Here is a 21,673-nt window from a genome sequence, read left to right as displayed (position 1 = left end):
CAGCGCCTTTTCACTTCAGCGGGCAGTCAGTTGTTGCATGTCGATAGCCTTGTCCAGCAATTGCCGGGATGGCTCCATAAGCAGCAGCAGGCTCAGCAGCAGATCCCGTTGAGAGCCCTGCTGATGCTCGCTGGCGCTTTGCGCATTGGCAATTGCGCAGCGCAAGTAATCCGAGGCCAGCACCAGAGCTTCTTCCTGGCTCACGTCATCGCTGACCTGGAAAATTTTCTTACCCGTAGCGTGTTGAGAAACAGGAGGTTTCAAATAATAGTCGAGGGCACGCTGGGTCGCGATGCTGTCCTTGATGGATTCAAGCCCGGCATCGGACTCGGTTTCGAAAGGGATTTTTGTTATTGGAGTCATGATTTACCTGCGTCTCAGGAGTTGATCGAGTCAGCTAAAGCAGATTAATACATTAAGTATTTTTATCTTATAAGTAAATAATACAATTCGTGTATTGTTGCGTCGAATTCAATCCGTATTGTTCGGCAGATGGATAAATGGATCGCTTTAGTCAGAACCAAATTGCGCGAGCTGAAACTCACGCAAGAAAAACTAGCCGAACGCGTCGGGGCTTCCCAGGGCGGAGTCGGCCATTGGCTCAATAAACGCCGTCAACCCGACTTGCCGACGATGAACAACGTACTTCACGCCCTTGGGCTGGAGCACCTTGAGGTCGCCCTGGTGATTCGTGAGCGCAACGAGGCGGGCGACAAGCCCGGGGTTGACGAATACACCTACGAGATCACATCGGCATTCCGCTACCCGGTGCGCGACTGGGTAGCGGCGGGTCACGTCAGCGAAAAGCTGCTGCCCGGTTATGCACCGCCCGGTACGCTGTTTGAAGTGAGTGATCACTACGCCAAGGGCGCTGCGTTCTGGCTGCTGGTCACGGGAGACGCAATGACTGCCCCGGTGGGGGTCAGCATTGCGCAGGGGATGATGATTCTGGTTGATCCGGACATCGAGGCCACGCCAGGCAAAATGGTCATCGCTCTTACGCCGGAATCCGATGCCACGACTTTCCGGCAGTTGATCGAAGAAAGCGGGCAACGTTACCTCAAGCCACTTAATCCGACCTACCCGAAAACCCTGTTTGATGAAAACTGCCGGATTATCGGCGTGGTGGTACAGGCCACTGCCAAGTTTTAGAAGCGGTGTGTCCAAGCTGCAAGTGAAAAGGCGGATACCGGTCACGGTACCCGCCTTTTCTCATTCCAGCTCGACCAGTGCCGAGCCCTCACTGACCATTTCACCTTCCTGGAAAAACAGCGCCTTGATCACGCCTGCATGGGGGGCTCGCAGGCTGTGTTCCATTTTCATGGCTTCCAGTACCACCAGCTGAGCACCGGCCTCGACGGTTTGCCCAACCTCGACCAGCACACGTACGATGCTGCCGTTCATCGGTGCAGTCAGGCCGCCCTGGGCCGTGTGACTGGCGTCCACGGCGCTGATCGGATCGTGCAGACGCACGCAGTGCAGATCACCGTCCCAGCGCAGGTACAGCGCATCGCCCCGACGGATGGCCAGGTGCTGACGGCGTACACCGTCCTGCTCGATGAGCAAGTGTTCATCGCGCAAAGTGGTGGTGTTGCCACTGAGGTGGATAACCTGCTGTTCACCCTTGCAGGCCAGAACCAGCAAGGTGTTTGCCGGCAGGCCGCTACGAAAGCCATTGGCTGCCGACCAGGGCGATGCCGGGTCATCGTTGCGCACCCGTAGCGGTTGGCTTTGGCTGAATGCCTGGGCAGCGGCAGACCAGAATGCCGTAGGCAAAGGTTCGGCAGCAGGCAGTAATTCTTCCTCGTAGCGTGGGATAAATCCGGTATCGAGTTCGGCTGCGGCGAAGGCAGGGTGGCCGATAATGCGGCGCAAGAAATTCAGGTTGGTTTTCAGCCCGCCAATAGCGAATTCATCGAGCATGGCCATCAGGCGCAAACGTGCCTGCTCGCGGTCTTCACCCCAAGCAATCAGCTTGCCCAGCATCGGGTCGTAGAACGGTGAAACTTCGTCGCCCTCGCTGACACCGCTGTCCACGCGACGGCCCGGGCCAGCGGCCGACTCGCGATACACCTCAAGACGGCCGGTTTGCGGAAGGAAATCATGGCCCGGGTCTTCTGCATACAGTCGCACTTCTATGGCATGGCCGTTCAACGGGACCTGAGCCTGGCTGATGGGCAGGGTTTCACCCCGTGCCACGCGGATTTGCCAGGCCACCAGGTCGAGGCCGGTGATGGCTTCAGTGACCGGGTGCTCAACCTGCAGGCGCGTATTCATCTCCATAAAGAAGAACTCGCCTCGCGCATCCAGCAGGAACTCTACAGTGCCCGCGCCCACATAACCGATGGCCTGGGCCGCACGCACGGCGGACTCGCCCATTGCCTGACGCTGTTCGACACTCAGGCCCGGTGCTGGCGCTTCCTCTACGACTTTCTGGTGGCGGCGCTGAATCGAGCAGTCGCGCTCATTGAGGTACAGGCAGTTGCCGTGCTGGTCGGCAAAAATCTGGATTTCCACGTGTCGTGGCTTGAGTACGTACTTTTCCACCAGCATGCGCGCATCGCCAAAGGACGACAGGGCTTCGCGCTGTGCCGAGGCCAGCGCCTCTGCCAGCTGGGCGACGTCCTCGACCACCTTCATGCCCTTGCCACCACCACCTGCCGTGGCTTTGAGCAGCACCGGATAGCCGATGCGTTCTGCGGCGAGGCGAAAGGTTTCCAGATCCTGGGCTTCGCCGTGGTAACCCGGCACCAGCGGTACGCCCGCCACTTCCATCAGGGTCTTGGCGGCGGACTTGCTGCCCATGGCATCAATGGCACTGGCGGGCGGGCCGAGAAATATCAGCCCGGCAGCTTCAATGGCACGGGCAAAGCCTGCGTTCTCCGACAAAAAGCCATAACCGGGATGAATGGCCTGGGCCCCACTGGCCTTGGCGGCTGCAATGATCTTGTCGATTTTCAGGTAGCTGTCGGCCGCTTTGCTGCCCCCCAGGTCTACGCAGATATCGGCTTCGCGGCAATGCCGCGCATCGCGATCGGTCGCGCTGTGGACGGCTACTGTGGTGAGGCCCAGGGCCCTGGCTGTGCGCATTACCCGGCAGGCGATTTCGCCACGGTTGGCAACCAGTACGGATGTCAGAATAGGGGCGCTCATGAACGCGGCTCCAGGGTCGATGGATCGGCTTGCCAGCTGGGGGCACGTTTTTGCAGAAAGGCGCGCAAGCCCTCCTGGCCTTCGGGGCTGACGCGGATGCGAGCTATGGCGTTTTCGCAGTAACGGCGAATAGCCAGGGTCGGTGCTCCGTGGCTGACTTCCCGCAACAGGTCCTTGCATGAGCGCATGGCCTGGGGGCTGTTGAGCAGCAGGTTGTCAATCCAGAGGCCGATGTGCTGTTCAAGCTCGGCGAGCGGGTAGCACTCCGATAGCAAGCCCAGTTCCCGGGCACGTTCGCCGCTGAAGCGTTCAGCCGTCAAGGCGTAGCGGCGGGCAGCGCGCTCACCTATGGCCTGCACCACAAAGGGGCTGATCACCGCAGGTGCCAGGCCGATACGCACTTCCGACAGACAGAACTGCGCGTCTTCGGTGCCGATAGCCATGTCGCAGGCACTGATCAGGCCCAGCGCACCACCATAGGCCGCGCCCTGGACCACGGCCAGGGTGGGCATTTTCAGCTTGGCCAGGTTGTACATCAGCTCGGCCAGGTGGCGGGCGTCGTCAAGGTTGGTGTGGTAGTCCAGTTCGGCCGATTGCTGCATCCAGGCCAGATCGGCACCGGCGCTGAAATGCTTGCCGCGCCCGCGCAGCACCAGAAAACGCAGGGCAGGGTCGGCTTGTACGGCCTCCAGCGCCAGAATCAGCTCACGAATCATCTCGGCATTGAATGCATTGTTCTTCTGCTCGCGGCTCAACCACAGGGTGGCAAAGCCCCGGGGATCGGTGTGCAGTTCGAGGGTGTTGAAATCCATCATGTTTGTCAGTCCTGAAAGGCTGTGGGGTTACATCCGGAACACACCGAAACGGGTGGCTTCGACAGGGGCGTTCAAGGCCGCCGACAGGCCAAGGGCCAAAACCTCTCGGGTTTGCGCCGGATCGATCACGCCGTCATCCCACAAGCGCGCGCTGGAGTAGTAGGGGTGGCCTTGATGCTCGTACTGGTCGAGGATCGGCTGCTTGATCTCGGCCTCTTCCCGGGCTGTAAACCCGACGCCATTGCGCTCGGCCTGTTCGCGCTTGACCTGCACCAGCACACCCGCGGCTTGCTCCGCACCCATCACGCCGATTCGGGCATTTGGCCACATCCACAAGAAGCGTGGATCGTAGGCGCGGCCGCACATTCCGTAGTTGCCGGCGCCAAAGCTGCCGCCAATGATCACGGTGAATTTGGGCACCCTGGCGCACGCAACGGCAGTGACCAATTTGGCACCGTGCTTGGCAATCCCACCGGCTTCGTATTTCTGCCCGACCATAAAGCCGGTGATATTTTGCAAAAACACCAGGGGGATGCCGCGCTGACAGGCCAGCTCGATAAAGTGCGCGCCCTTTTGCGCGGCCTCGGCAAACAGGATCCCGTTGTTGGCCAGAATCGCCACCGGGTAACCCTGCAAATGGGCAAAGCCGCACACCAGCGTGGTACCGAACAGGGCCTTGAACTCATCGAATACCGAGCCATCCACCAGCCGCGCAATCACTTCGCGTACATCAAAAGGCTGCTTGGCATCAGCCGGGACTATGCCGTACAGCTCATCACGGTCGAACAGCGGTACCTGTGGTGTGCGCTGCTGCAACTGGCCCAGCTTGCGCCAGTTGAGGTTGGCAACGCTGCGCCGGGCCAGCGCCAGGGCGTGTTCGTCGCTGTCGGCATAGTGGTCGGCCACCCCGGAAATCTTGCAGTGCACATCGGCCCCGCCGAGGTCTTCGGCGCTGACCACTTCGCCCGTGGCGGCCTTTACCAGCGGCGGGCCAGCGAGAAAAATCGTTGCCTGTTGACGCACCATAATGGCTTCGTCGGCCATGGCGGGTACATAGGCACCGCCTGCGGTACAGGAGCCCATGACCACGGCAATTTGCGGGATACCCGCTGCGCTCATGTTGGCCTGGTTGAAGAAGATCCGTCCAAAGTGCTCGCGGTCCGGGAACACCTCGTCCTGGCGCGGCAGGTTGGCACCGCCCGAGTCCACCAGATAAATGCACGGCAAGCGGTTCTGCTCGGCGATGGTTTGCGCCCGCAGGTGTTTTTTGACCGTCAGTGGGTAGTACGAACCACCTTTGACCGTGGCGTCGTTGGCGACAATCATGCACTCCACGCCCTCGACCCGACCAATGCCGGCAATGATCCCGGCTGCCGGAACGTCTTCGCCGTACACGTTGTAAGCCGCTAACTGACTCAATTCAAGGAAGGGCGAACCGCTGTCCAAAAGGCGGTCAATCCGTTCGCGAGGCAGCAACTTGCCTCGTGAGGTATGCCGCTCCTGCGCCTTGGCGCCACCGCCTTGTTGCACCTGCGCTAGCAGGGCATGCAAGGCGTCGACCTGTTTGAGCATGGCGTCGCGGTTAAGCCCGAACTCGGCCGAACGCGGGTTGATTGTCGTCTGCAAGATGGACATGCCTGCGCTCCTTAGCGGGTTTCGTTGAAGAGTTCGCGACCAATCAGCATGCGTCGGATTTCGCTGGTGCCAGCGCCGATTTCATACAGTTTGGCGTCGCGCAGGAGGCGCCCGGCAGGGAATTCATTGATGTAGCCGTTGCCACCGAGAATCTGAATGGCATCGAGGGCCATTTGCGTGGCGCGTTCGGCGCTGTACAAAATCACGCCGGCGGCATCCTTGCGCGTTGTTTCGCCACGTTCGCAAGCGGCAGCCACGGCATACAGATAGGCACGGCTGGCATTGAGCTGGGTGTACATGTCAGCCACCTTGCCCTGGATCAACTGAAATTCGCCGATGCTCTGGCCGAATTGCTTGCGGTCGTGAATGTACGGCACGATCAGGTCCATGCACGCCTGCATGATCCCGGTGGGGCCGCCCGAGAGCACCACACGCTCGTAGTCCAGGCCGCTCATCAGGACCTTTACGCCGGCGTTGAGGGTGCCCAGCAGGTTCTCTTCAGGCACTTCGACGTCGTCGAAAAACAGCTCGCTGGTGTTGGAACCGCGCATGCCAAGCTTGTCGAAATGGCTACTGCGGCTGAAGCCTTTCCAGTCACGCTCAACGATAAATGCGCTGATTCCGTGTGGGCCTTTCTCCAGGTCGGTCTTGGCATAGATCACATAGGTGCTGGCGTCCGGGCCATTGGTGATCCAGGTTTTGCTGCCGTTGAGAACAAAGTGGTCGCCGCGTCTGTCGGCGCGCAGTTTCATCGAAACCACATCGGAACCGGCGTTCGGTTCGCTCATGGCCAGGGCACCGACGTGTTCGCCGCTGATCAGCTTGGGCAGGTATTTGAGTTTCTGTTCGTGGGTGCCGTTGCGGTTGATCTGGTTGACGCACAGATTGGAGTGGGCGCCGTAGGACAGGGCCACCGATGCCGAGCCGCGGCTGATTTCTTCCATGGCCACCACATGGGCCAGATAGCTCAGGCCGGTGCCGCCGTACTCTTCTGAGACGGTGATGCCGAGCAACCCCATGTCACCGAACTTGCGCCACATGTCGGCCGGGAACAGGTTGTCCTTGTCGATTTGCGCCGCCCGTGGCGCCAGTTCGGCAGCGACGAATGCCTGGACCTGATCGCGCAGCATATCGATGGTTTCGCCCAGGGCGAAGTTCAGGGTGGGGTAGCTCATGGGGCACCTATATTCATTGTTCTTGTGGAGGCGGTTACTGCGTCGCCATTGATAACCTTTACGTTAACGTAAACTTGGCGCCTTTAACTGTCAACGACCTTTACGTTAACGTCAACTTAGGCCAGAGTATTTGTTGTTCTTCAAATGAGCCGGTGCAGTACGCGCCTTGCTCATGCTCCCAAAACAATCACAAGAGGAGTTGCCATGAAGTTGCAATCCGTCCCCAGTTACAGCCAGGGTGCGCTGGACAAGCCGCTGCTGGCGATGACGATAGGCCAGGCTTTTGATCAGACTGCTGCGCGTTACCCGCAGGGGGAGGCGTTGGTGGTACGCCATCAGCAGCAACGTTATACATGGGCACAATTGGCCGAGGAGGTCGACCTGCATGCCAGGGCACTGCTGGCTTTGGGTTTGCAGGCAGGGGACCGGCTGGGGGTGTGGGCGCCTAATGGCGCCGAGTGGTTTATCAGCCAGTTTGCCAGCGCCAAGATTGGCGTGATTCTGGTCAATATCAACCCGGCATACCGGCTCTCGGAACTCGAATACGTACTCAAGCAATCGGCGTGTCAATGGTTGGTGTGTGCCGGCGCGTTCAAGACGTCCAACTATCACGCCATGCTCCAGGAGTTGATCCCTGAGCTGGCGGAGCAATCGGTCGGGGCGCTGGATTGTGTGCGCTTTGCCGATTTGCGTGGGGTCATCAGCCTCGCGGCTGAGCCGCCGGCAGGTTTTTTGCCGTGGTCGCACCTTGCCATGTTGGCTGACGAGGTCGAACCGGAGCAGTTACGCTGCCGCGAAGCCAGCCTGCACGTCGACCAGCCGGTCAATATCCAGTACACCTCCGGTACCACAGGCTTCCCCAAGGGGGCGACCCTTAGCCATCAGAACATTCTCAATAATGGCTATATGGTAGGCGAAAGCCTGGGGCTGACGGCCAGCGACCGTCTGGTAATCCCCGTGCCGCTTTATCACTGCTTTGGCATGGTGATGGGCAATCTGGGTTGCGTGACCCATGGCACTACCATGATCTACCCTGCGGAGGCCTTTGACCCGGGCCTTACGCTGCAAGCGGTTGCGCAAGAGCGCGCCACCGGGCTGTACGGTGTGCCGACCATGTTTATCGCCATGCTCGACCACCCGCAGCGTGCCTCGTTTGATCTGTCGAGCCTGCGCACGGGGATTATGGCCGGGGCCACATGCCCGATCGAGGTCATGCGCCGCGTCATCAGTGAAATGCATATGGGCGAAGTACAAATCGCCTATGGCATGACCGAAACCAGCCCGGTATCGATACAGACGGGGCCTGCGGATGAACTGGAATTGCGGGTTACCACGGTGGGGCGTACCCAGCCACAACTTGAGAGCAAGTTGATCGATGCTGCGGGCAACACCGTTGCCCGGGGTGAGATTGGCGAGTTGTGTACCCGTGGCTACAGCGTGATGCTCGGTTACTGGAACAACCCGCAGGCCACCGCTGATGCCATCGACGGTGACGGCTGGATGCATACCGGTGACCTGGCGCAGATGGATGAGCAGGGCTATGTACGCATTGTGGGGCGCAACAAGGACATGATTATTCGCGGTGGAGAAAATATTTACCCGCGGGAGCTGGAGGAGTTCTTTTTTACCCACCCGGCAGTGGCTGACGTGCAGGTTGTGGGTATCCCTGACGCCAAATATGGCGAAGAGATCGTTGCCTGGATCAAGTTTCATCCCGGTCATACGGCCAATGAGCTTGAGCTGCAAACCTGGTGCAAGTCGCGGATTGCGCACTTTAAAGCGCCGCGTTTTTTCAAGTTTGTCGATGCATTCCCGATGACCGTGACCGGCAAGATCCAGAAATTCAAAATGCGCGAGATCAGTATTCAGGAGTGCCAACAGAAATGACCAAACCCGTGGGAACGGGCTTGCTCGCGATGGCATCACCGCGATTTGCCAGACAGACCGCGCCGCCTGAATCGCGAGCAGGCTCGCTCCCACGGGGGTATGCAGTTAAGCAAATTATCAAACCACAGACAGCACAAAGGGGAGCCGAAGCTCCCCTTTAATATGTCGTTGCGTGCTCTTTTTTTATTATTGAAGGGCGGTCTATTGTTGTTTTTGGAACTCGCCCTTTTGCTGCGTTTTTGTGCGACCCCCATCCGGGGTCAAGAGCAAACGTATTTTTTTGAGCGCTGATCCACTTTTATCACCGGCTATCAAACCCGTGATCCAACCTGTGCGGGTGCTACCTGAAGGTAGTTTTATTCTTCTCTGCCCGGTTGCGAGGTGGTTTTTAGGCGCCTCGGAAAAGTAAACCTTCTCCAAAAAAATCTGTTAGCTGCGTCTCTGCCGTGTTGTTTTTGTTATGTCAGAGTCGTTTCGTATTGTTTTTATTATGTTGCTGCGGTTTTTATTCTTGTTATGCCATAGAGATAGCAGGAGCCGTGCCAACTTTTAAAAACCCTTATAAATCAACTACTTGAAAATTAAGGCAATAAAAAACCGGCCTTGGGCATGGCCGGTTTGTTTCCGTGTTACTCGTTTGTGTGGCGGCGAGGTAACACCCCGGAACACTTTTTAGCCCTGGCGGGCCTTTGCCACCCGTGATCCGGTAACACGACCCAGCACCTTGCAGATGTGCGCGCCGGCCAGTAACAGCTTGTCCATGTCGACCCCGGTTTCGATGCCCATGCCGTTGAGCATGTACAGCACGTCTTCCGTGGCCACGTTACCGCTGGCACCCTTGGCATAGGGGCAACCGCCGAGGCCGGCGATGGAGCTGTCGAATACCGCGATGCCTTCCTGCAGGCTGGCGTAGATATTTACCAGCGCCTGACCGTAGGTATCGTGGAAATGCCCGGCGAGTTTTTCCCGCGGGACGCAAGCCGCTACCGTCTCAAACAGGGTGCGTGTGGACGTCGGTGTACCGGTGCCGATGGTGTCGCCCAGTGACACCTCGTAACAGCCCATGGCGTACAGCTCCTGCGCTACCTGTGCCACCTGCTGCGCACTGACCTGGCCTTCATAAGGGCAGCCCAGCACACAGGACACATAGCCGCGTACGCTGATGCCGTGCTGCCTGGCCGCTTCAATAATGGGCACAAAGCGCGCCAGGCTTTCGCTGATCGAGCAATTGATATTGCGTTGCGAGAACGCTTCGGATGCGGCGGCAAATACCGCGACTTCCTTTACCCCGGCGGCCACGGCATCTTCAAAACCACGCAGGTTCGGTGCCAGCGCACCGTAGACCACGCCCGGCTTGCGGCGGATTTGTGCGAAGACTTCAGCCGAACCGGCCATTTGCGGCACCCACTTGGGGGAGACAAAGCTGCCGGCTTCGATATAGCCCAATCCGGCGTCGGTCAGGGCGTCAACCAGTTGCACCTTGTCCGCGACACTGATGGGTTGGGCCTCGTTTTGCAGTCCGTCGCGCGGGCCTACTTCGATCAGCCGCACATGGGTTGGAAGTGTCATGGGGATCACCGTGTCCGTTGAAATGGGGTCTTGCCCAACCCTCACCCCAGCCCTCTCGCGGAGGGAGAGGGGGCAGATGGGGGTGTGCTGGAGTTCGCAGGCGGTCAGTCAGAGCGAGGGACTGTTAGTCGTCTGTTTTTTTATGGTCTGTTCCAGCGCCTGGAGACACCGCTCTTCAGCGGTATCGAGCTCCAGCTGCATCTGCTGGATATCCAGCAACTGCTGCTCAAGCTGCTCGCGGCGTTCGGCGATTTTGGCCAGCATGCTGTTGAGCTGTTTCTGGTTGCCGCTGGTGGGGTCATAAAGCTCGATCAGTTCGCGGCATTCGGCCAGCGAAAAGCCGATGCGCTTGCCGCGCAGAATCAGTTTCAGGCTGACTTTGTCCCGCGCCGAATACACCCGCTCCTGACCGCGTCGTTCAGGGGCGAGCAGGCCTTGCTCTTCATAAAAGCGAATGGCACGGGTGGTGATGTCAAGTTCACGGGCAAGGTCGGAAATACTGTACGTCTGGCTGCTCATGGGCGGGCTCTGGAGAAATCGTGTTGCTAAACTAAAGGTTGGTTGACGTATACGTCAAGCAGGCTTGCGGCTTCGAATTTCTGTTGTTGCTGGCACAGCTCTATCAGTTGCTCGCGCATCCAGCGATTGGCCGGGTCTTGCTCGGTACTTTCGTGCCAGTACAAATGGGTTTCCACATTGGGCAGTTCATTGAGGGGCAAGGCTACAAAGTGCAGGCCATGGCGGCGGGCAAAACGCTCGGGCACGGTCATTGCCATGTCGGTTTGCTGCAGCACATTGGAGGCCATCAGGTAATGCTGCGAGCGCAGGGTGATCTTGCGCTGCAGGCCCATCTTGCCCAGGGCCAGGTCGACCTCGCCGAGGCCGTTGCGTCGGGTCGAGATATGAATGTGGGTCAGCGCCAGGTATTCATCCAGGCTCAGGGTTGCCTTGCCGGCCGATGGGTGGCCCTGGCGCATGGCGCAGACGTAACGGTCTTCCATCAACTTGACATGGCGTACCTGCGGGTCGGTATTGAGGGGGGCATCTATCGCAAAATCCAGACGCCCGGCAGCCAGATCACTGGTGGTCTCACGCCGATGAGAGAGAAAACTCTCGACCACCACCGAAGGCGCCTGACGCCGTAGCCGCTGGAATAGCGGCGGCAAAATCACCGCTTCTGACAGGTCTGTCATGCTGATGCGGTAGGTCTTGTTGGCTTGCAGGGGGTTGAAGGTGCGGCTTTCCTGCACCGAAACACGCAACAGCGCCAGGGCACTGCGCACCGGGCTGATGATGTTCTGTGCCATGGGGGTGGGCACCATGCCCTGGGCGGTGCGCACGAACAGCGGGTCATTGAAGCTCTCGCGCAATCGCGCCAGGGCATTGGACACGGCTGGCTGGGTGATGCCGATAATCTGCCCGGCGCGGGTCAGGTTGGCTTCGGTATAGATGGCGTCGAAGACGATAAACAGATTGAGATCGACCTTGTTCAGGTTCATGACGCGCTGGCTCTTGTTGTTGGAAAGGAAAACGCGCCCCGATCATATATTGCTTATGAATGGTAATACACGTCGTTAATAGATGGCGCAAATAAAGGGTGGCTAATCTAGCATCGGGTATCACTTTTCAGCAGCCCGGTAGAAGGTAGTCACTTATGGATTTCGCTTACTCTCCGAAAGTTCAGGCACTGCGTGAGCGTGTGACAGCGTTTATGGACGCCCATGTTTACCCGGCGGAGGCGATTTTTGATCAGCAGGTGGCTGAAGGTGATCGCTGGCAGCCCACAGCGATCATGGAAGAGTTGAAACTCAAGGCCAGGGCTGAAGGGCTATGGAATCTGTTTTTGCCAGAGTCCGAACTGGGCGCCGGGCTGACCAACCTTGAATACGCGCCGCTGGCAGAAATCATGGGGCGCTCGATGCTGGGTTCCGAGCCCTTCAACTGCTCGGCACCGGATACCGGCAATATGGAAGTACTGGTGCGCTACGCCAGCGAGGCACAAAAAAAGCAGTGGTTGGAGCCGCTGTTGCGGGGTGACATTCGCTCGGCGTTTGCCATGACCGAACCGGACGTCGCCTCGTCGGATGCTACTAATATGACGGCATGCGCCGTGCGTGACGGTGACGAGTGGCTGATCAATGGCCGCAAATGGTGGACGTCGGGAGCTTGTGACCCTCGCTGCAAGATCATGATTTTCATGGGCTTGAGCAACCCTGAAAATCCGCGGCATCAGCAGCACTCAATGATCCTGGTGCCGGTAGACACCCCAGGGGTGAAAATCGTACGGCCACTGCCGGTATTCGGCTACGACGATGCTCCTCATGGTCATGCCGAAGTGCTGTTCGACAACGTACGAGTGCCGTATGAAAACGTTTTGTTGGGTGAAGGCCGGGGCTTTGAAATTGCCCAGGGGCGTCTTGGGCCGGGCCGGATTCACCACTGCATGCGCTCGATTGGCATGGCCGAGCGGGCACTGGCTTTAATGTGCAAGCGTTCGCTGGCACGTACCGCGTTCGGCAAGCCGCTGGCACGTCTGGGGGGCAATATCGACAAGATCGCCGACTCGCGCATGGAGATCGACATGGCGCGCCTGTTGACCCTCAAGGCTGCGTATATGATGGACACGGTAGGCAACAAGGTGGCCAGAAGTGAAATCGCCCAGATCAAGGTTGTCGCGCCCAACGTTGCCTTGAAGGTGATTGACCGGGCCATTCAGATGCATGGCGGGGCAGGGGTTTCGGCGGATTTTCCGCTGGCTTATATGTACGCCATGCAGCGCACGCTGCGCCTGGCGGATGGTCCGGACGAAGTACACCGGGCGGCAGTGGGCAAGTTTGAGCTGGATAAATATGCACTCTAGGGAGAGGGGGCATTTGACCTTGCACACTCAATAAACCCACACCTCAACCCGACGATTCTTCTGGCGCCCTTCATCTTCGATATTGGCTGCCACCGGCATTTGTGCGCCATAGCCCCGAATTTCCCTGGGCACCACGCCGCTTTTCACCAGCTCGCGGCGTACGGCCATCGCCCGCAACGTTGACAGCAATTGTGCACGCTGCGGGTCATCCTTGGCATCGCCAAAACCCACCAGTGTGATCTGTTTGTCGAGTTTGCCATGGGCGCTAAGGTAGTCGGCCACACGCAGCAAGTCCTGACGCGCCTTGTTATCCAGTGAGGCGCTGCCTTCTTCAAAACGGAAGTTGACTGACAGGCGCTGTGCCTCCCGGGTCAGCGCCTGATACGCCTGGGGCATGTGCGCGCCCGGTAGCACGCTGCCAGCTTGTACGCTTTGGGCGACAAAGCCGTTTTGCCCGACAATGGCCTGACCTTGCGGGCTTTGGGTGAAGGCAACCAGTGCTTTTGCCCAGGGATTTATCGTCGAGGGAGGCAGGTAAAAGAACAGACGCCGCGACAAGGGGTAGTCTTCGCTGGCAATCAGGCTGGTGAGCGGCAGCATGGGCTGCGATGCGCCATCAACGATAGCCAGGGTCTTGGCCTCACGGATATACGGCAGGCCGATAAAGCCGATGGCTTGTGGGTCACGGCTGACGGCATCGGATAGCTCTTCGCTGGATTCGAAACGCTGTGCCGTACTGCTCAAGGACTGCCCGTTGCGGTTCAAGACCAGCTCTTTAAAGGTCTCCCAGGTGCCGGACTGGCCATCGCGGGCATATAAATGAATGGCACCACCGACCCCGCCCAGCTGTTCCCAGCGGCTGATCTGGCCACTGAAAACCTGTGCCAGTTGCTCGGTATCAAGCTGATTGAGCGGGTTGCGCGGGTGGAGAATGATCGCCAGGCCATCGATGGCAATTACTTGTTCGGCGCTCGGGCTTTTCAGGTCTCCCAGGCGCTCAAGGTCTACCAGTTCGCGGTCCTTGATGGGGCGCGAGGACGCCACCAGATCCGCATGCCCGGCGGCCAGGGCAGTAAAGCCGGTACCCGAGCCATGGGCGGCGACATCCACCCGGATCTGCCGGCCCTGCGCCGTGGTGCCGACAATAGTGTGCTCGTTGGGCGGGATGACCGGGACACTGTGGATGTCATGCAGGCCTTGCTCGGCGAGCATGGCGCTGACCAGTGCAGGGCCAAGGTTGGCGCCGATGGTGTTGGAGCCCTGGATGCGCAGGTCGGCAGCGCAGACCAGGCCGGTCAGCGCGCATAACAGGGTCAAGGACATAAGACGCAGCATCGGCAGGCACCTTCCTGGAGCCATAGAAAGGCCTGCAATTTAAGTCAGAAAGGTTTCAAGCCGATGACAGGCCCCTCTGTAGCAGCAGCCTCGTTCCTTCGGCAGCTGCTACGGGATTGTTCTTAGCTCAATTCCAGCCAGATCGGCGCATGATCCGATGGTTTTTCCATGCCACGCAGGTCGTAGTCCACACCCGCTGCCTTGATTCGTGGCACCAGCCCCTGGGAGGCAAGGATCACGTCAATGCGCAGGCCACGCTTGGGCTCATCCTCAAAACCACGGCTGCGGTAATCGAACCAGCTGAAACGGTCGGCCACGTCCGGGTGCAGGTAGCGAAAGCTGTCCACCAGGCCCCAGCCCTTGAGACGTTCCAGCCACTCGCGTTCTTCTGGCAAAAAGCTGCACTTGCCGGTTTTCAGCCAGCGCTTGGCGTTGTCCGCGCCGATACCGATATCGCAGTCCTGCGGCGAGATATTGATATCGCCCATTACCACCAGTGGTTGTTCATTGCTGAACTGGCTTTCAAGCAGCTGCTGCAGGTCGCTGTAGAAACGCTGCTTGGCCGGGAATTTGGTGGGGTGATCGCGGTTTTCGCCCTGTGGGAAGTAACCATTCATGATGGTCACCGGCTGGCCGTTTTCGTCAGCGAAAGTGCCCCAGATAAAACGCCGCTGGGCGTCATCTTCATCACCGGCAAAACCCTTGTGCAGCTCCAGAGGTGCCTGGCGCGAGAGCAGGGCGACCCCGTAATGGCCTTTTTGACCATGGAAGTGCACGTGATACCCCAGCGCTTCGATGTCGGCGATGGGGAACTGATCGTCATGGACCTTGGTTTCCTGCAGGCCTATCACGTCAGGCTGGTGTTTCTCGATCAGCGCTGCCAGCTGATGTGGCCGAGCGCGCAGGCCGTTGATGTTGAATGAAACGATTTTCATGGGCGGGCAGTCCTGAACAAAACTGCGATGCTAGCGGACTGACGCTCTGGCTGCCAGCGTGCAGTGGGGCAAATGCACTGCTAACGTAGGATGCACTTGGCCATGATGGAACTGTTGTGGCCCTCGGGGGTTCGTACGCATTAGAAGCGCCGCTATCCAGGCCGCGCCGGGGAGTTGATCGCATGACGCAAACGCCGAACGCCACCAGTCAGATCCAGTTGCTTGACAGTGGCTATTCAAGAGAAGCGCGCTCCTTGCTGTATCAGGCCTATCGCCATGAGCCGACATTCCGCTTTCTGTTCAACGCCGAGCGCAGCGGTTACGAACAACGGGTTCGCGCGACAGTGCGGGAGCTGGTCAGGCAACATTTTTTTCAGGACTTGCCGGCGCTGGGGTTGCTGGTCAATGACCGCCTGGTGGGCATTGCCCTGATTGCCCCGCCGCAGCGGCGCCTGGGGATTACCGAAAGCTGGGCCTGGCAGTTGCGCATGGTGCTCAGTGCCGGGCTGAACTGCACGCGGCGGTATCTGGACTACCACCAGGCAGTGCAGGCCTGCGTGCCGGGAGATGCCGTGCATATGCTGCCGTTGCTGGGTATTCATCCCGAATTCCAGGGTTTGCATTACGGTGAGCAGTTGCTTGAAGCAGTGCATAACTGGTGCGCCGAGGACGAGCACTCCGAAGGTGTGGTGCTCGACACCGGAAACCCGCATTACCTTGAATTCTACAAGCGCCAGGGCTATGTGGAGATCGGGGAAGTTGCGGTGGGGCCGGTGATAGAACATGTGTTCTTCCATGCCAATCCGCAGGTGTCACATACCGCAACGGTTTGAACACGAACTTTTTGCCCGTTGACGCGCTCTATGAGCACCCCAGCCCGTGATAGCATCCGCGCCTATGACGTTCCCAGGAAGATTTACCAGTGGTGTTGTCCTGCTGCTCAGCAGTTTTGCGGCGTGTGCCCAAAGCGAGTTGGTGGTCAAGGTCAAACCGGCAAACGACGCCCTCAAGGCCAACGTGGAAGGCTATATTGGCAGCCTCGGCGATCGTGACGAGAAAGCGCTTTTGCGTTTTCAACGTGGCGCGCAGGAGCAGGCCCTGAAAGCCTCCCAGGCCTTGGGTTACTACCAGCCCTCCATCGACGCCGAGGTCAAGCCCGGCGATCCGCCGCGTCTGGTGTTGAGCATCGACCCCGGCGAGCCGGTGCATCTGCGCAACGTCAACGTGCGCGTCGAAGGCCCGGCCGCTTCGCTGAAGGCCTTTCAGATACCGGCCAGCGATGATCTCAAACCCGGCGCGGTGCTCAATCAGGGCAACTACGAAGACGCCAAGCGCCTGATCCAGAACCGTGCCCTGCGTTACGGTTTTTTCAATGGTAAATTCACTCAGCATGAACTGCTGGTCGACCCCAAGGGCGGTTTTGCCGATATCAATCTGGTCTACGAAAGCGGCCCGCGTTTTTTTCTCGGTAAAGTCAGTTTTGCCGGCGATGCACCCTTTGACCAGACCTTGCTGCAACGCATGGTGCCGTTTACCCCGGATACCCCGTACGACTCGGAACTGGTTGCCGAACTTAACCAGAACCTGCAAAGCAGTGGCTACTTTGAAGTGGTGCGCGTCGATGCCGCACCCAGTACTGCGGTGGGGCAGGTGATCCCGGTCGACGTCGACCTGGAAACCCGCAAGCCGCGCACCATGACCCTGGGCCTGGGTTACTCGACCGATACCGGAGCCCGTGGCAAGGCCAGCTGGATGCGCCACTGGGGCAACCCGCGCGGTGACAGCTACGGCTTTGAATCCGAAATATCCCAGCCCAAGCAAAACGTCGGTGCCTGGTATGACATCCCGCTGGATCCACCGCTGACCGATAAACTGCGTCTTGCTGCGGGTTATCAAAACGAAGAAATCGCCAACACCGACACCTTGAGCAAGCTGCTCACGGTCGGCCCGGAGTGGCACAGCAAACTGGATAACGGCTGGACGCGCGTCATCTCGCTCAAATGGCAGCATGAAGAGTACCGCCTGGGCGATGACTCGGGCCTGAGTACCTTGCTGATGCCGGGCGTCAGCTATTCGGTATTGCGCAGCGACAACCGCATCGACCCCAGTCACGGCTACAGTGTGACCACGGATATGCAGGTGGCCAAGCAAGGGTTGATGTCCGATACCAACCTGCTGCATGGCGATGTGCAGTTCAAGGCGTTGACCACCCTGTGGGAAAAACACCGCTTTTTGGGCCGGATCCAGTTTGGTGGCAGTGCCACCAACGGCTACAAATCGATTCCACCGTCCCTGCGCTTCTTCGCCGGTGGCGACCAGAGCGTGCGTGGTTATGATTACCAGAGTCTGTCGCCGAAAAACTCCGAAGGTGATCGTATCGGCGGGCGCTACATGCTCGCGGGTAGCCTGGAATATCAATATCAGTTCGCCGAAAAGTGGCGCTGGGCGACCTTTGTCGACCAGGGCAATGCGTTCAACACACTGGACTTTCCGAGCCTGAAAACCGGGGTCGGCGTTGGTATTCGCTGGATCTCGCCGGTAGGCCCCATACGTCTGGATCTGGCCCATGCGCTGGATGACGATGGCGGTGTCCGTTTGCACTTTTCGATGGGGCCAGAACTGTGATTCGTGGTTTGAAAATAGCCGGGCTGGTGCTGGTGGCGTTGGTGCTGCTGGCCGTTGTCAGTGTGGGCGTGATTCTGGGTACGCAAGCAGGCAGCCGCTGGGTGCTGGGGCAGGTACCGGGTTTGCAGGTGGAGAATTTTGCCGGGCGCCTGGGCGGCCAGTGGGGTGCCGATCATCTCTTGTGGGAGCAAGGCACCAGCCGGGTGGAGGTAAGCCGGCCGATCTTTGCCTGGTCGCCGGGTTGTCTGACCCGCATGACGCTGTGTATCGATCAATTGCAGGCTGACGCCATCAGCCTGCAATTTCCGCCCAGTGAAGACAGCAGCAGCGGGCCGATCAGCCTGCCGGAGCTGAAATTGCCGCTGGCGATTGAAGTGGGTGTGGTCAAGGTCGGCAATGTACTGTTCAACGGCATCGAGCAGCTCAAGGGCATGCAGATGTCGGCGCAGTGGACGGCCAAGGGCTTGCAGCTCGACTCGGTGCAGGTCGAGCGCGAAGACCTCAACGTTGAACTGTCCGGCCTGCTGCAACCCAATGGCGACTGGCCGTTGACCTTGCAAGGTAACGTCAGCCTGCCAGCTCCGGATGGCAAACCCCTGGCGATCGCGCTCAAGGTTGATGGCAATCTGCGTACTAGCTTGAACCTCAAGGCCGACACCACCGGTTATATCAATGCGCACCTGACGGGCGAGCTGCAGCCTTTGGCCGACAACTTGCCGGCGCAATTGAAAATCACCGCCGAACCGTTCAAGGCCAGCCCCGATCTGCCGGACACCCTGGTGCTCAATCAGTTGTTGCTGACGGCCAAGGGCGACCTCAAGGACGGCTATGAATTGAATGGCAGCGCCCTGTTGCCTGCCGAAAAACAGCCAGTGAACCTGCAGCTCAAAGGCCGCGTGGATGCCAAGGGTGCGCAGATCGCTGCGCTGGACCTGACCGCCAACCCGCAGCAGCGCCTGAAACTGTCGGGGCAAGTGGACTGGCATGAAGGCTTGAGCGCCGAGGCCAAAATCGACTGGCTGGAGTTTCCCTGGCACAACCTGTATCCGCTGATCGACAAGCCTGATGTGGATTTGCGCACGTTTGTGGGTGAAGTGTCCTATCGCGACGGTAATTATCTGGGCAACTTCAAGGCGGACCTTGATGGCCCGGCGGGCAAGTTCAGCCTCAGCAGCCCGTTCAGTGGCGATCTGGGCAAGGTCTTCCTGCCGCAGCTCAAACTGGTGGCCGGGCAGGGCAAAGCCGAGGGCCACGTCAATGTGCAGTTTGCCGATGGCGTGGTGTGGGACACGGCGCTGGACCTGAGTGCGCTCAACCCTGCGTATTGGGTGGCCGAGTTGCCTGGCACGCTGGCAGGCCCGTTGCGCAGCAAGGGTTCATTTAAAAACGAGCGTCTGGAGCTGGATGCCAATCTCGACCTCAAGGGCCGTTTGCGCGGCCTGCCTGCGGTGCTGCAAGCCAAGGCCCAGGGCGCCGGTGAGGCCTGGACCGTCAGTGCGCTGGATATTCGCCTGGGCGATAATCGCATCAATGGTAGCGCCAGTTTGCAGCAGCAAATCAAGGCCCAGCTTGATCTCAATATGCCGCGTCTGGGCCAGCTGTGGCCCGAACTGCGCGGTCAGCTCAAGGGCCGTGTCGATGTAGGCGGAACCCTCAAGGCACCGCAAGGCAAAGTGGCGCTCAATGGGCAGCAACTTGCGTTTGCCGACAATCATCTGCAAAGCCTGACCCTGGATGCCAGCCTCGATCGCAACCAGCGTGGCCGCATCGACCTCAAGGGCAGCGGCATCCGCGCCGGTGACACCCAACTGGGCGTGCTCACCGCCAACGGCAGTGGCGATATCAAGCGTCAGCAGCTCAAGCTGGATTTGCAAGGACCGTTGGTGCAACTGGGCCTGGCCGTGGATGGCGGCCTGGACAAAGGCAACTGGCGCGGGCGACTGGCCAGTGGCGACGTCAAGGCCGGCGGCCAGGCCTGGGTGCTGCAAAACCCGGCACGGCTGGAGCGCCTGGCCGATGGCCGGCTCAATCTGGGCGCGCAGTGCTGGCTCTCCGGCCCGGCGAGCTTGTGCAGCGAAGAGCAGCGCCTGGTGCCGGACCCGAAACTGCGTCTGCACCTCAAGCAGTTCCCCCTCGACAGCCTGGCTGAGTGGTTGCCCAAGGACTTCCAGTGGCAGGGCCAGCTCAATGCCGACTTGATGCTGGACTTGCCTGCCAGCGGGCCTAAAGGCCAGGTGGTGGTGGATGCCAGTGGTGGCACGTTGCGCTTCAAAGACAAGGGCCAGTGGCTGGACTTCCCGTACCAGGCGTTCAAGCTGACCAGCAACCTGACCCCTAACCGGGTTGAATCGCGGCTTGATTTCGATGGTGGCAAGCTGGGGCAGTTGATGCTGGCAGCGCGGATCAATCCGCTGCCCAAAAGCAAACCTGTTACCGGTGAATTCCGTCTCACCGGGCTGGATGTGTCGATGATTCGTCCGTTTGCGCCGATGGTGGAAAAACTCACCGGCCAGCTCAACGGCTCTGGCACGATATCGGGTGCTTTGCTGTCGCCCCATGTCAACGGCAATGTGGCCCTGACCGGCGGTGAAATCTCGGGGCCGGAGCTGCCGACCAACTTCGAGAATGTGCAGCTTTCGCTGGCCATCAACGGCGAAACGGCGCAGATCAATGGCGGCTGGACCAGCGGCGACAAGGGCCAGGGCAGCGTCAGCGGCAATGTGGCCTGGGGTCAGGCAGTGGCGGTCAATGTGCTGGTCAAGGGCAACAATCTGCCGGTGACGGTCGAGCCTTATGCCAAGCTGGAAGTCGCCCCGGACCTGAAAATCTCCCTCAACCCCGACAACACCCTGTTGATCGCCGGTACGGTGAACGTGCCCAAGGGTGAAATCGTGGTACGGGAATTGCCACCCTCGACGGTCAAGGTGTCAGATGACACGGTGATTGTGGGCCAGCAGACGACGGGTGAAGCCGCGCCGATGCAGGTCGACATGGATATCACCGTGGTGGTGGGGCAGGAGTTGCTGACATTCTCCGGCTTTGGCCTGAACGCCGATCTGGCGGGGCAGGTGCATATTGGCAACGACATGGACACCCGTGGCGAGCTGCGCCTCAATAACGGCCGCTACCGTGCCTATGGCCAGAAGCTGACCATACGCCGTGCGCGTTTGCTGTTCGCCGGGCCGATTGACCAGCCTTATCTGGATATCGAAGCGGTCCGCCAGACCGACGACGTGATTGCCGGGATTCGCCTGACAGGCAGTGCGGAACAGCCCACTACGCAAATCTTTTCGGAACCGGCCATGAGCCAGGAACAGGCGTTGTCCTACCTGATTCTTGGGCGTCCGCTGACGGGTACCGGGGAAGATGAAAACCTGCTGGCGCAGGCGGCGCTGGGCCTGGGCCTGATGGGCAGTTCGGGGATTACCACCAGCCTGGCCAACCACCTGGGGATCAAGGATTTTGAGCTTGATACCGAAGGCACCGGCAACAGCACTGCAGTGGTGGCCAGTGGCAAGATCAACGAGCGGCTGAGCGTACGCTATGGTGTGGGTGTGTTTGAACCTGCCAGTACCATTGCCCTGCGCTACAAACTGAGCAAGCGTGTGTATGTCGAAGTAGCCAGCGGTTTTGCCAGCTCGCTGGATATCTTCTACAAACGGGATTTCTGACGTGCTGTGATAT

Annotated in this window: 16 protein-coding genes; 6 read left to right on the top strand and 10 right to left on the bottom strand. The window is 59.4% G+C overall.

Going from position 1 to position 21,673, the window contains the following annotated elements; all coding sequences use genetic code 11:
- Positions 1 to 15 precede the first annotated feature (15 nt).
- The gene (locus ACP7BE_RS22080; protein ID WP_095001682.1) at positions 16 to 363 is read right to left on the bottom strand and encodes a DUF6124 family protein; all 348 of its coding nucleotides are present in this window, start codon (positions 361 to 363) and stop codon (positions 16 to 18) included.
- A gap of 129 nt (positions 364 to 492) precedes the next feature.
- On the opposite strand from ACP7BE_RS22080, the gene ACP7BE_RS22075 reads away from it, so the two are divergent.
- A complete protein-coding gene (locus tag ACP7BE_RS22075) occupies positions 493 to 1,152 on the top strand; it encodes a LexA family protein (protein ID WP_095001681.1) in 660 nt (219 codons plus the stop codon).
- Positions 1,153 to 1,212: 60 nt separating this feature from the next.
- Here the strand turns inward: ACP7BE_RS22075 and ACP7BE_RS22070 are convergent, their stop codons facing one another.
- From ACP7BE_RS22070 to ACP7BE_RS22055, 4 genes are read right to left on the bottom strand one after another with little or no spacing between them, the layout of a single operon-like run.
- Positions 1,213 to 3,153 carry an acetyl/propionyl/methylcrotonyl-CoA carboxylase subunit alpha gene (locus ACP7BE_RS22070; protein WP_153327880.1) on the bottom strand — a complete coding sequence of 647 codons (1,941 nt, stop codon included), beginning with the start codon at positions 3,151 to 3,153 and terminating at the stop codon, positions 1,213 to 1,215.
- A complete protein-coding gene (locus tag ACP7BE_RS22065) occupies positions 3,150 to 3,968 on the bottom strand; it encodes a gamma-carboxygeranoyl-CoA hydratase (RefSeq protein WP_095001679.1) in 819 nt (272 codons plus the stop codon). Before ACP7BE_RS22065 ends, ACP7BE_RS22070 begins: the two co-directional genes overlap by 4 nt.
- Positions 3,969 to 3,995: 27 nt before the next feature.
- Complete coding sequence (locus tag ACP7BE_RS22060) at positions 3,996 to 5,603, bottom strand: carboxyl transferase domain-containing protein (protein WP_426107279.1); 1,608 nt, start codon at positions 5,601 to 5,603, stop codon at positions 3,996 to 3,998.
- Positions 5,604 to 5,614: 11 nt separating this feature from the next.
- Complete coding sequence (locus tag ACP7BE_RS22055) at positions 5,615 to 6,778, bottom strand: isovaleryl-CoA dehydrogenase (protein WP_095001677.1); 1,164 nt, start codon at positions 6,776 to 6,778, stop codon at positions 5,615 to 5,617.
- 204 nt (positions 6,779 to 6,982) lie between these two features.
- Here ACP7BE_RS22055 and ACP7BE_RS22050 point away from each other — a divergent pair, with 204 nt between their 5' ends.
- Positions 6,983 to 8,665 carry an AMP-binding protein gene (locus tag ACP7BE_RS22050; RefSeq protein WP_095019305.1) on the top strand — a complete coding sequence of 561 codons (1,683 nt, stop codon included), beginning with the start codon at positions 6,983 to 6,985 and terminating at the stop codon, positions 8,663 to 8,665.
- A gap of 672 nt (positions 8,666 to 9,337) precedes the next feature.
- Here the strand turns inward: ACP7BE_RS22050 and ACP7BE_RS22045 are convergent.
- The 3 genes from ACP7BE_RS22045 to ACP7BE_RS22035 all read right to left on the bottom strand — a co-directional run bounded on the left by ACP7BE_RS22045 (position 9,338) and on the right by ACP7BE_RS22035 (position 11,733).
- A complete protein-coding gene (locus ACP7BE_RS22045; RefSeq protein ID WP_095001675.1) occupies positions 9,338 to 10,234 on the bottom strand; it encodes a hydroxymethylglutaryl-CoA lyase in 897 nt (298 codons plus the stop codon).
- Between the two features lie 108 nt (positions 10,235 to 10,342).
- The gene (locus tag ACP7BE_RS22040; protein ID WP_095001674.1) at positions 10,343 to 10,753 is read right to left on the bottom strand and encodes a MerR family transcriptional regulator; all 411 of its coding nucleotides are present in this window, start codon (positions 10,751 to 10,753) and stop codon (positions 10,343 to 10,345) included.
- 26 nt (positions 10,754 to 10,779) lie between these two features.
- Positions 10,780 to 11,733 carry a LysR family transcriptional regulator gene (locus ACP7BE_RS22035; RefSeq protein ID WP_095001673.1) on the bottom strand — a complete coding sequence of 318 codons (954 nt, stop codon included), beginning with the start codon at positions 11,731 to 11,733 and terminating at the stop codon, positions 10,780 to 10,782.
- Positions 11,734 to 11,888: 155 nt separating this feature from the next.
- On the opposite strand from ACP7BE_RS22035, the gene ACP7BE_RS22030 reads away from it, so the two are divergent.
- Positions 11,889 to 13,094: an acyl-CoA dehydrogenase gene (locus ACP7BE_RS22030; protein WP_426107275.1), complete on the top strand. Its 1,206-nt coding sequence runs from the start codon at positions 11,889 to 11,891 to the stop codon at positions 13,092 to 13,094.
- Positions 13,095 to 13,121: 27 nt separating this feature from the next.
- Here ACP7BE_RS22030 and ACP7BE_RS22025 read toward each other — a convergent pair whose 3' ends face one another.
- Positions 13,122 to 14,429 (bottom strand): substrate-binding domain-containing protein, encoded by a 1,308-nt coding sequence (locus ACP7BE_RS22025; protein ID WP_426107273.1) that lies wholly within the window; start codon positions 14,427 to 14,429, stop codon positions 13,122 to 13,124.
- 122 nt (positions 14,430 to 14,551) lie between these two features.
- On the bottom strand, positions 14,552 to 15,364 hold the full coding sequence (gene xthA / locus ACP7BE_RS22020) for an exodeoxyribonuclease III (RefSeq protein ID WP_426107271.1): 813 nt from the start codon (positions 15,362 to 15,364) through the stop codon (positions 14,552 to 14,554).
- A 182-nt stretch (positions 15,365 to 15,546) separates the two neighbouring features.
- Between xthA and ACP7BE_RS22015 the strand changes: the two genes are divergently transcribed.
- From ACP7BE_RS22015 to ACP7BE_RS22005, 3 genes are all read left to right on the top strand, one after another.
- Positions 15,547 to 16,197 carry a GNAT family N-acetyltransferase gene (locus ACP7BE_RS22015; RefSeq protein WP_095001669.1) on the top strand — a complete coding sequence of 217 codons (651 nt, stop codon included), beginning with the start codon at positions 15,547 to 15,549 and terminating at the stop codon, positions 16,195 to 16,197.
- 64 nt (positions 16,198 to 16,261) lie between these two features.
- The gene (locus tag ACP7BE_RS22010; protein WP_095001668.1) at positions 16,262 to 17,989 is read left to right on the top strand and encodes an autotransporter assembly complex protein TamA; all 1,728 of its coding nucleotides are present in this window, start codon (positions 16,262 to 16,264) and stop codon (positions 17,987 to 17,989) included.
- A complete protein-coding gene (locus ACP7BE_RS22005; RefSeq protein ID WP_426107268.1) occupies positions 17,986 to 21,660 on the top strand; it encodes a translocation/assembly module TamB domain-containing protein in 3,675 nt (1,224 codons plus the stop codon). The genes ACP7BE_RS22010 and ACP7BE_RS22005 overlap by 4 nt, the downstream gene beginning before the upstream one ends.
- The last annotated feature ends 13 nt before the right edge of the window (positions 21,661 to 21,673 follow it).

Origin of the sequence: Pseudomonas sp. TWR1-1-3 (assembly GCF_049896805.1) — a bacterium.
In the GTDB taxonomy this organism is placed as follows: domain Bacteria; phylum Pseudomonadota; class Gammaproteobacteria; order Pseudomonadales; family Pseudomonadaceae; genus Aquipseudomonas; species Aquipseudomonas bubulae.
This window is presented reverse-complemented; position numbering and strand designations above follow the sequence as displayed.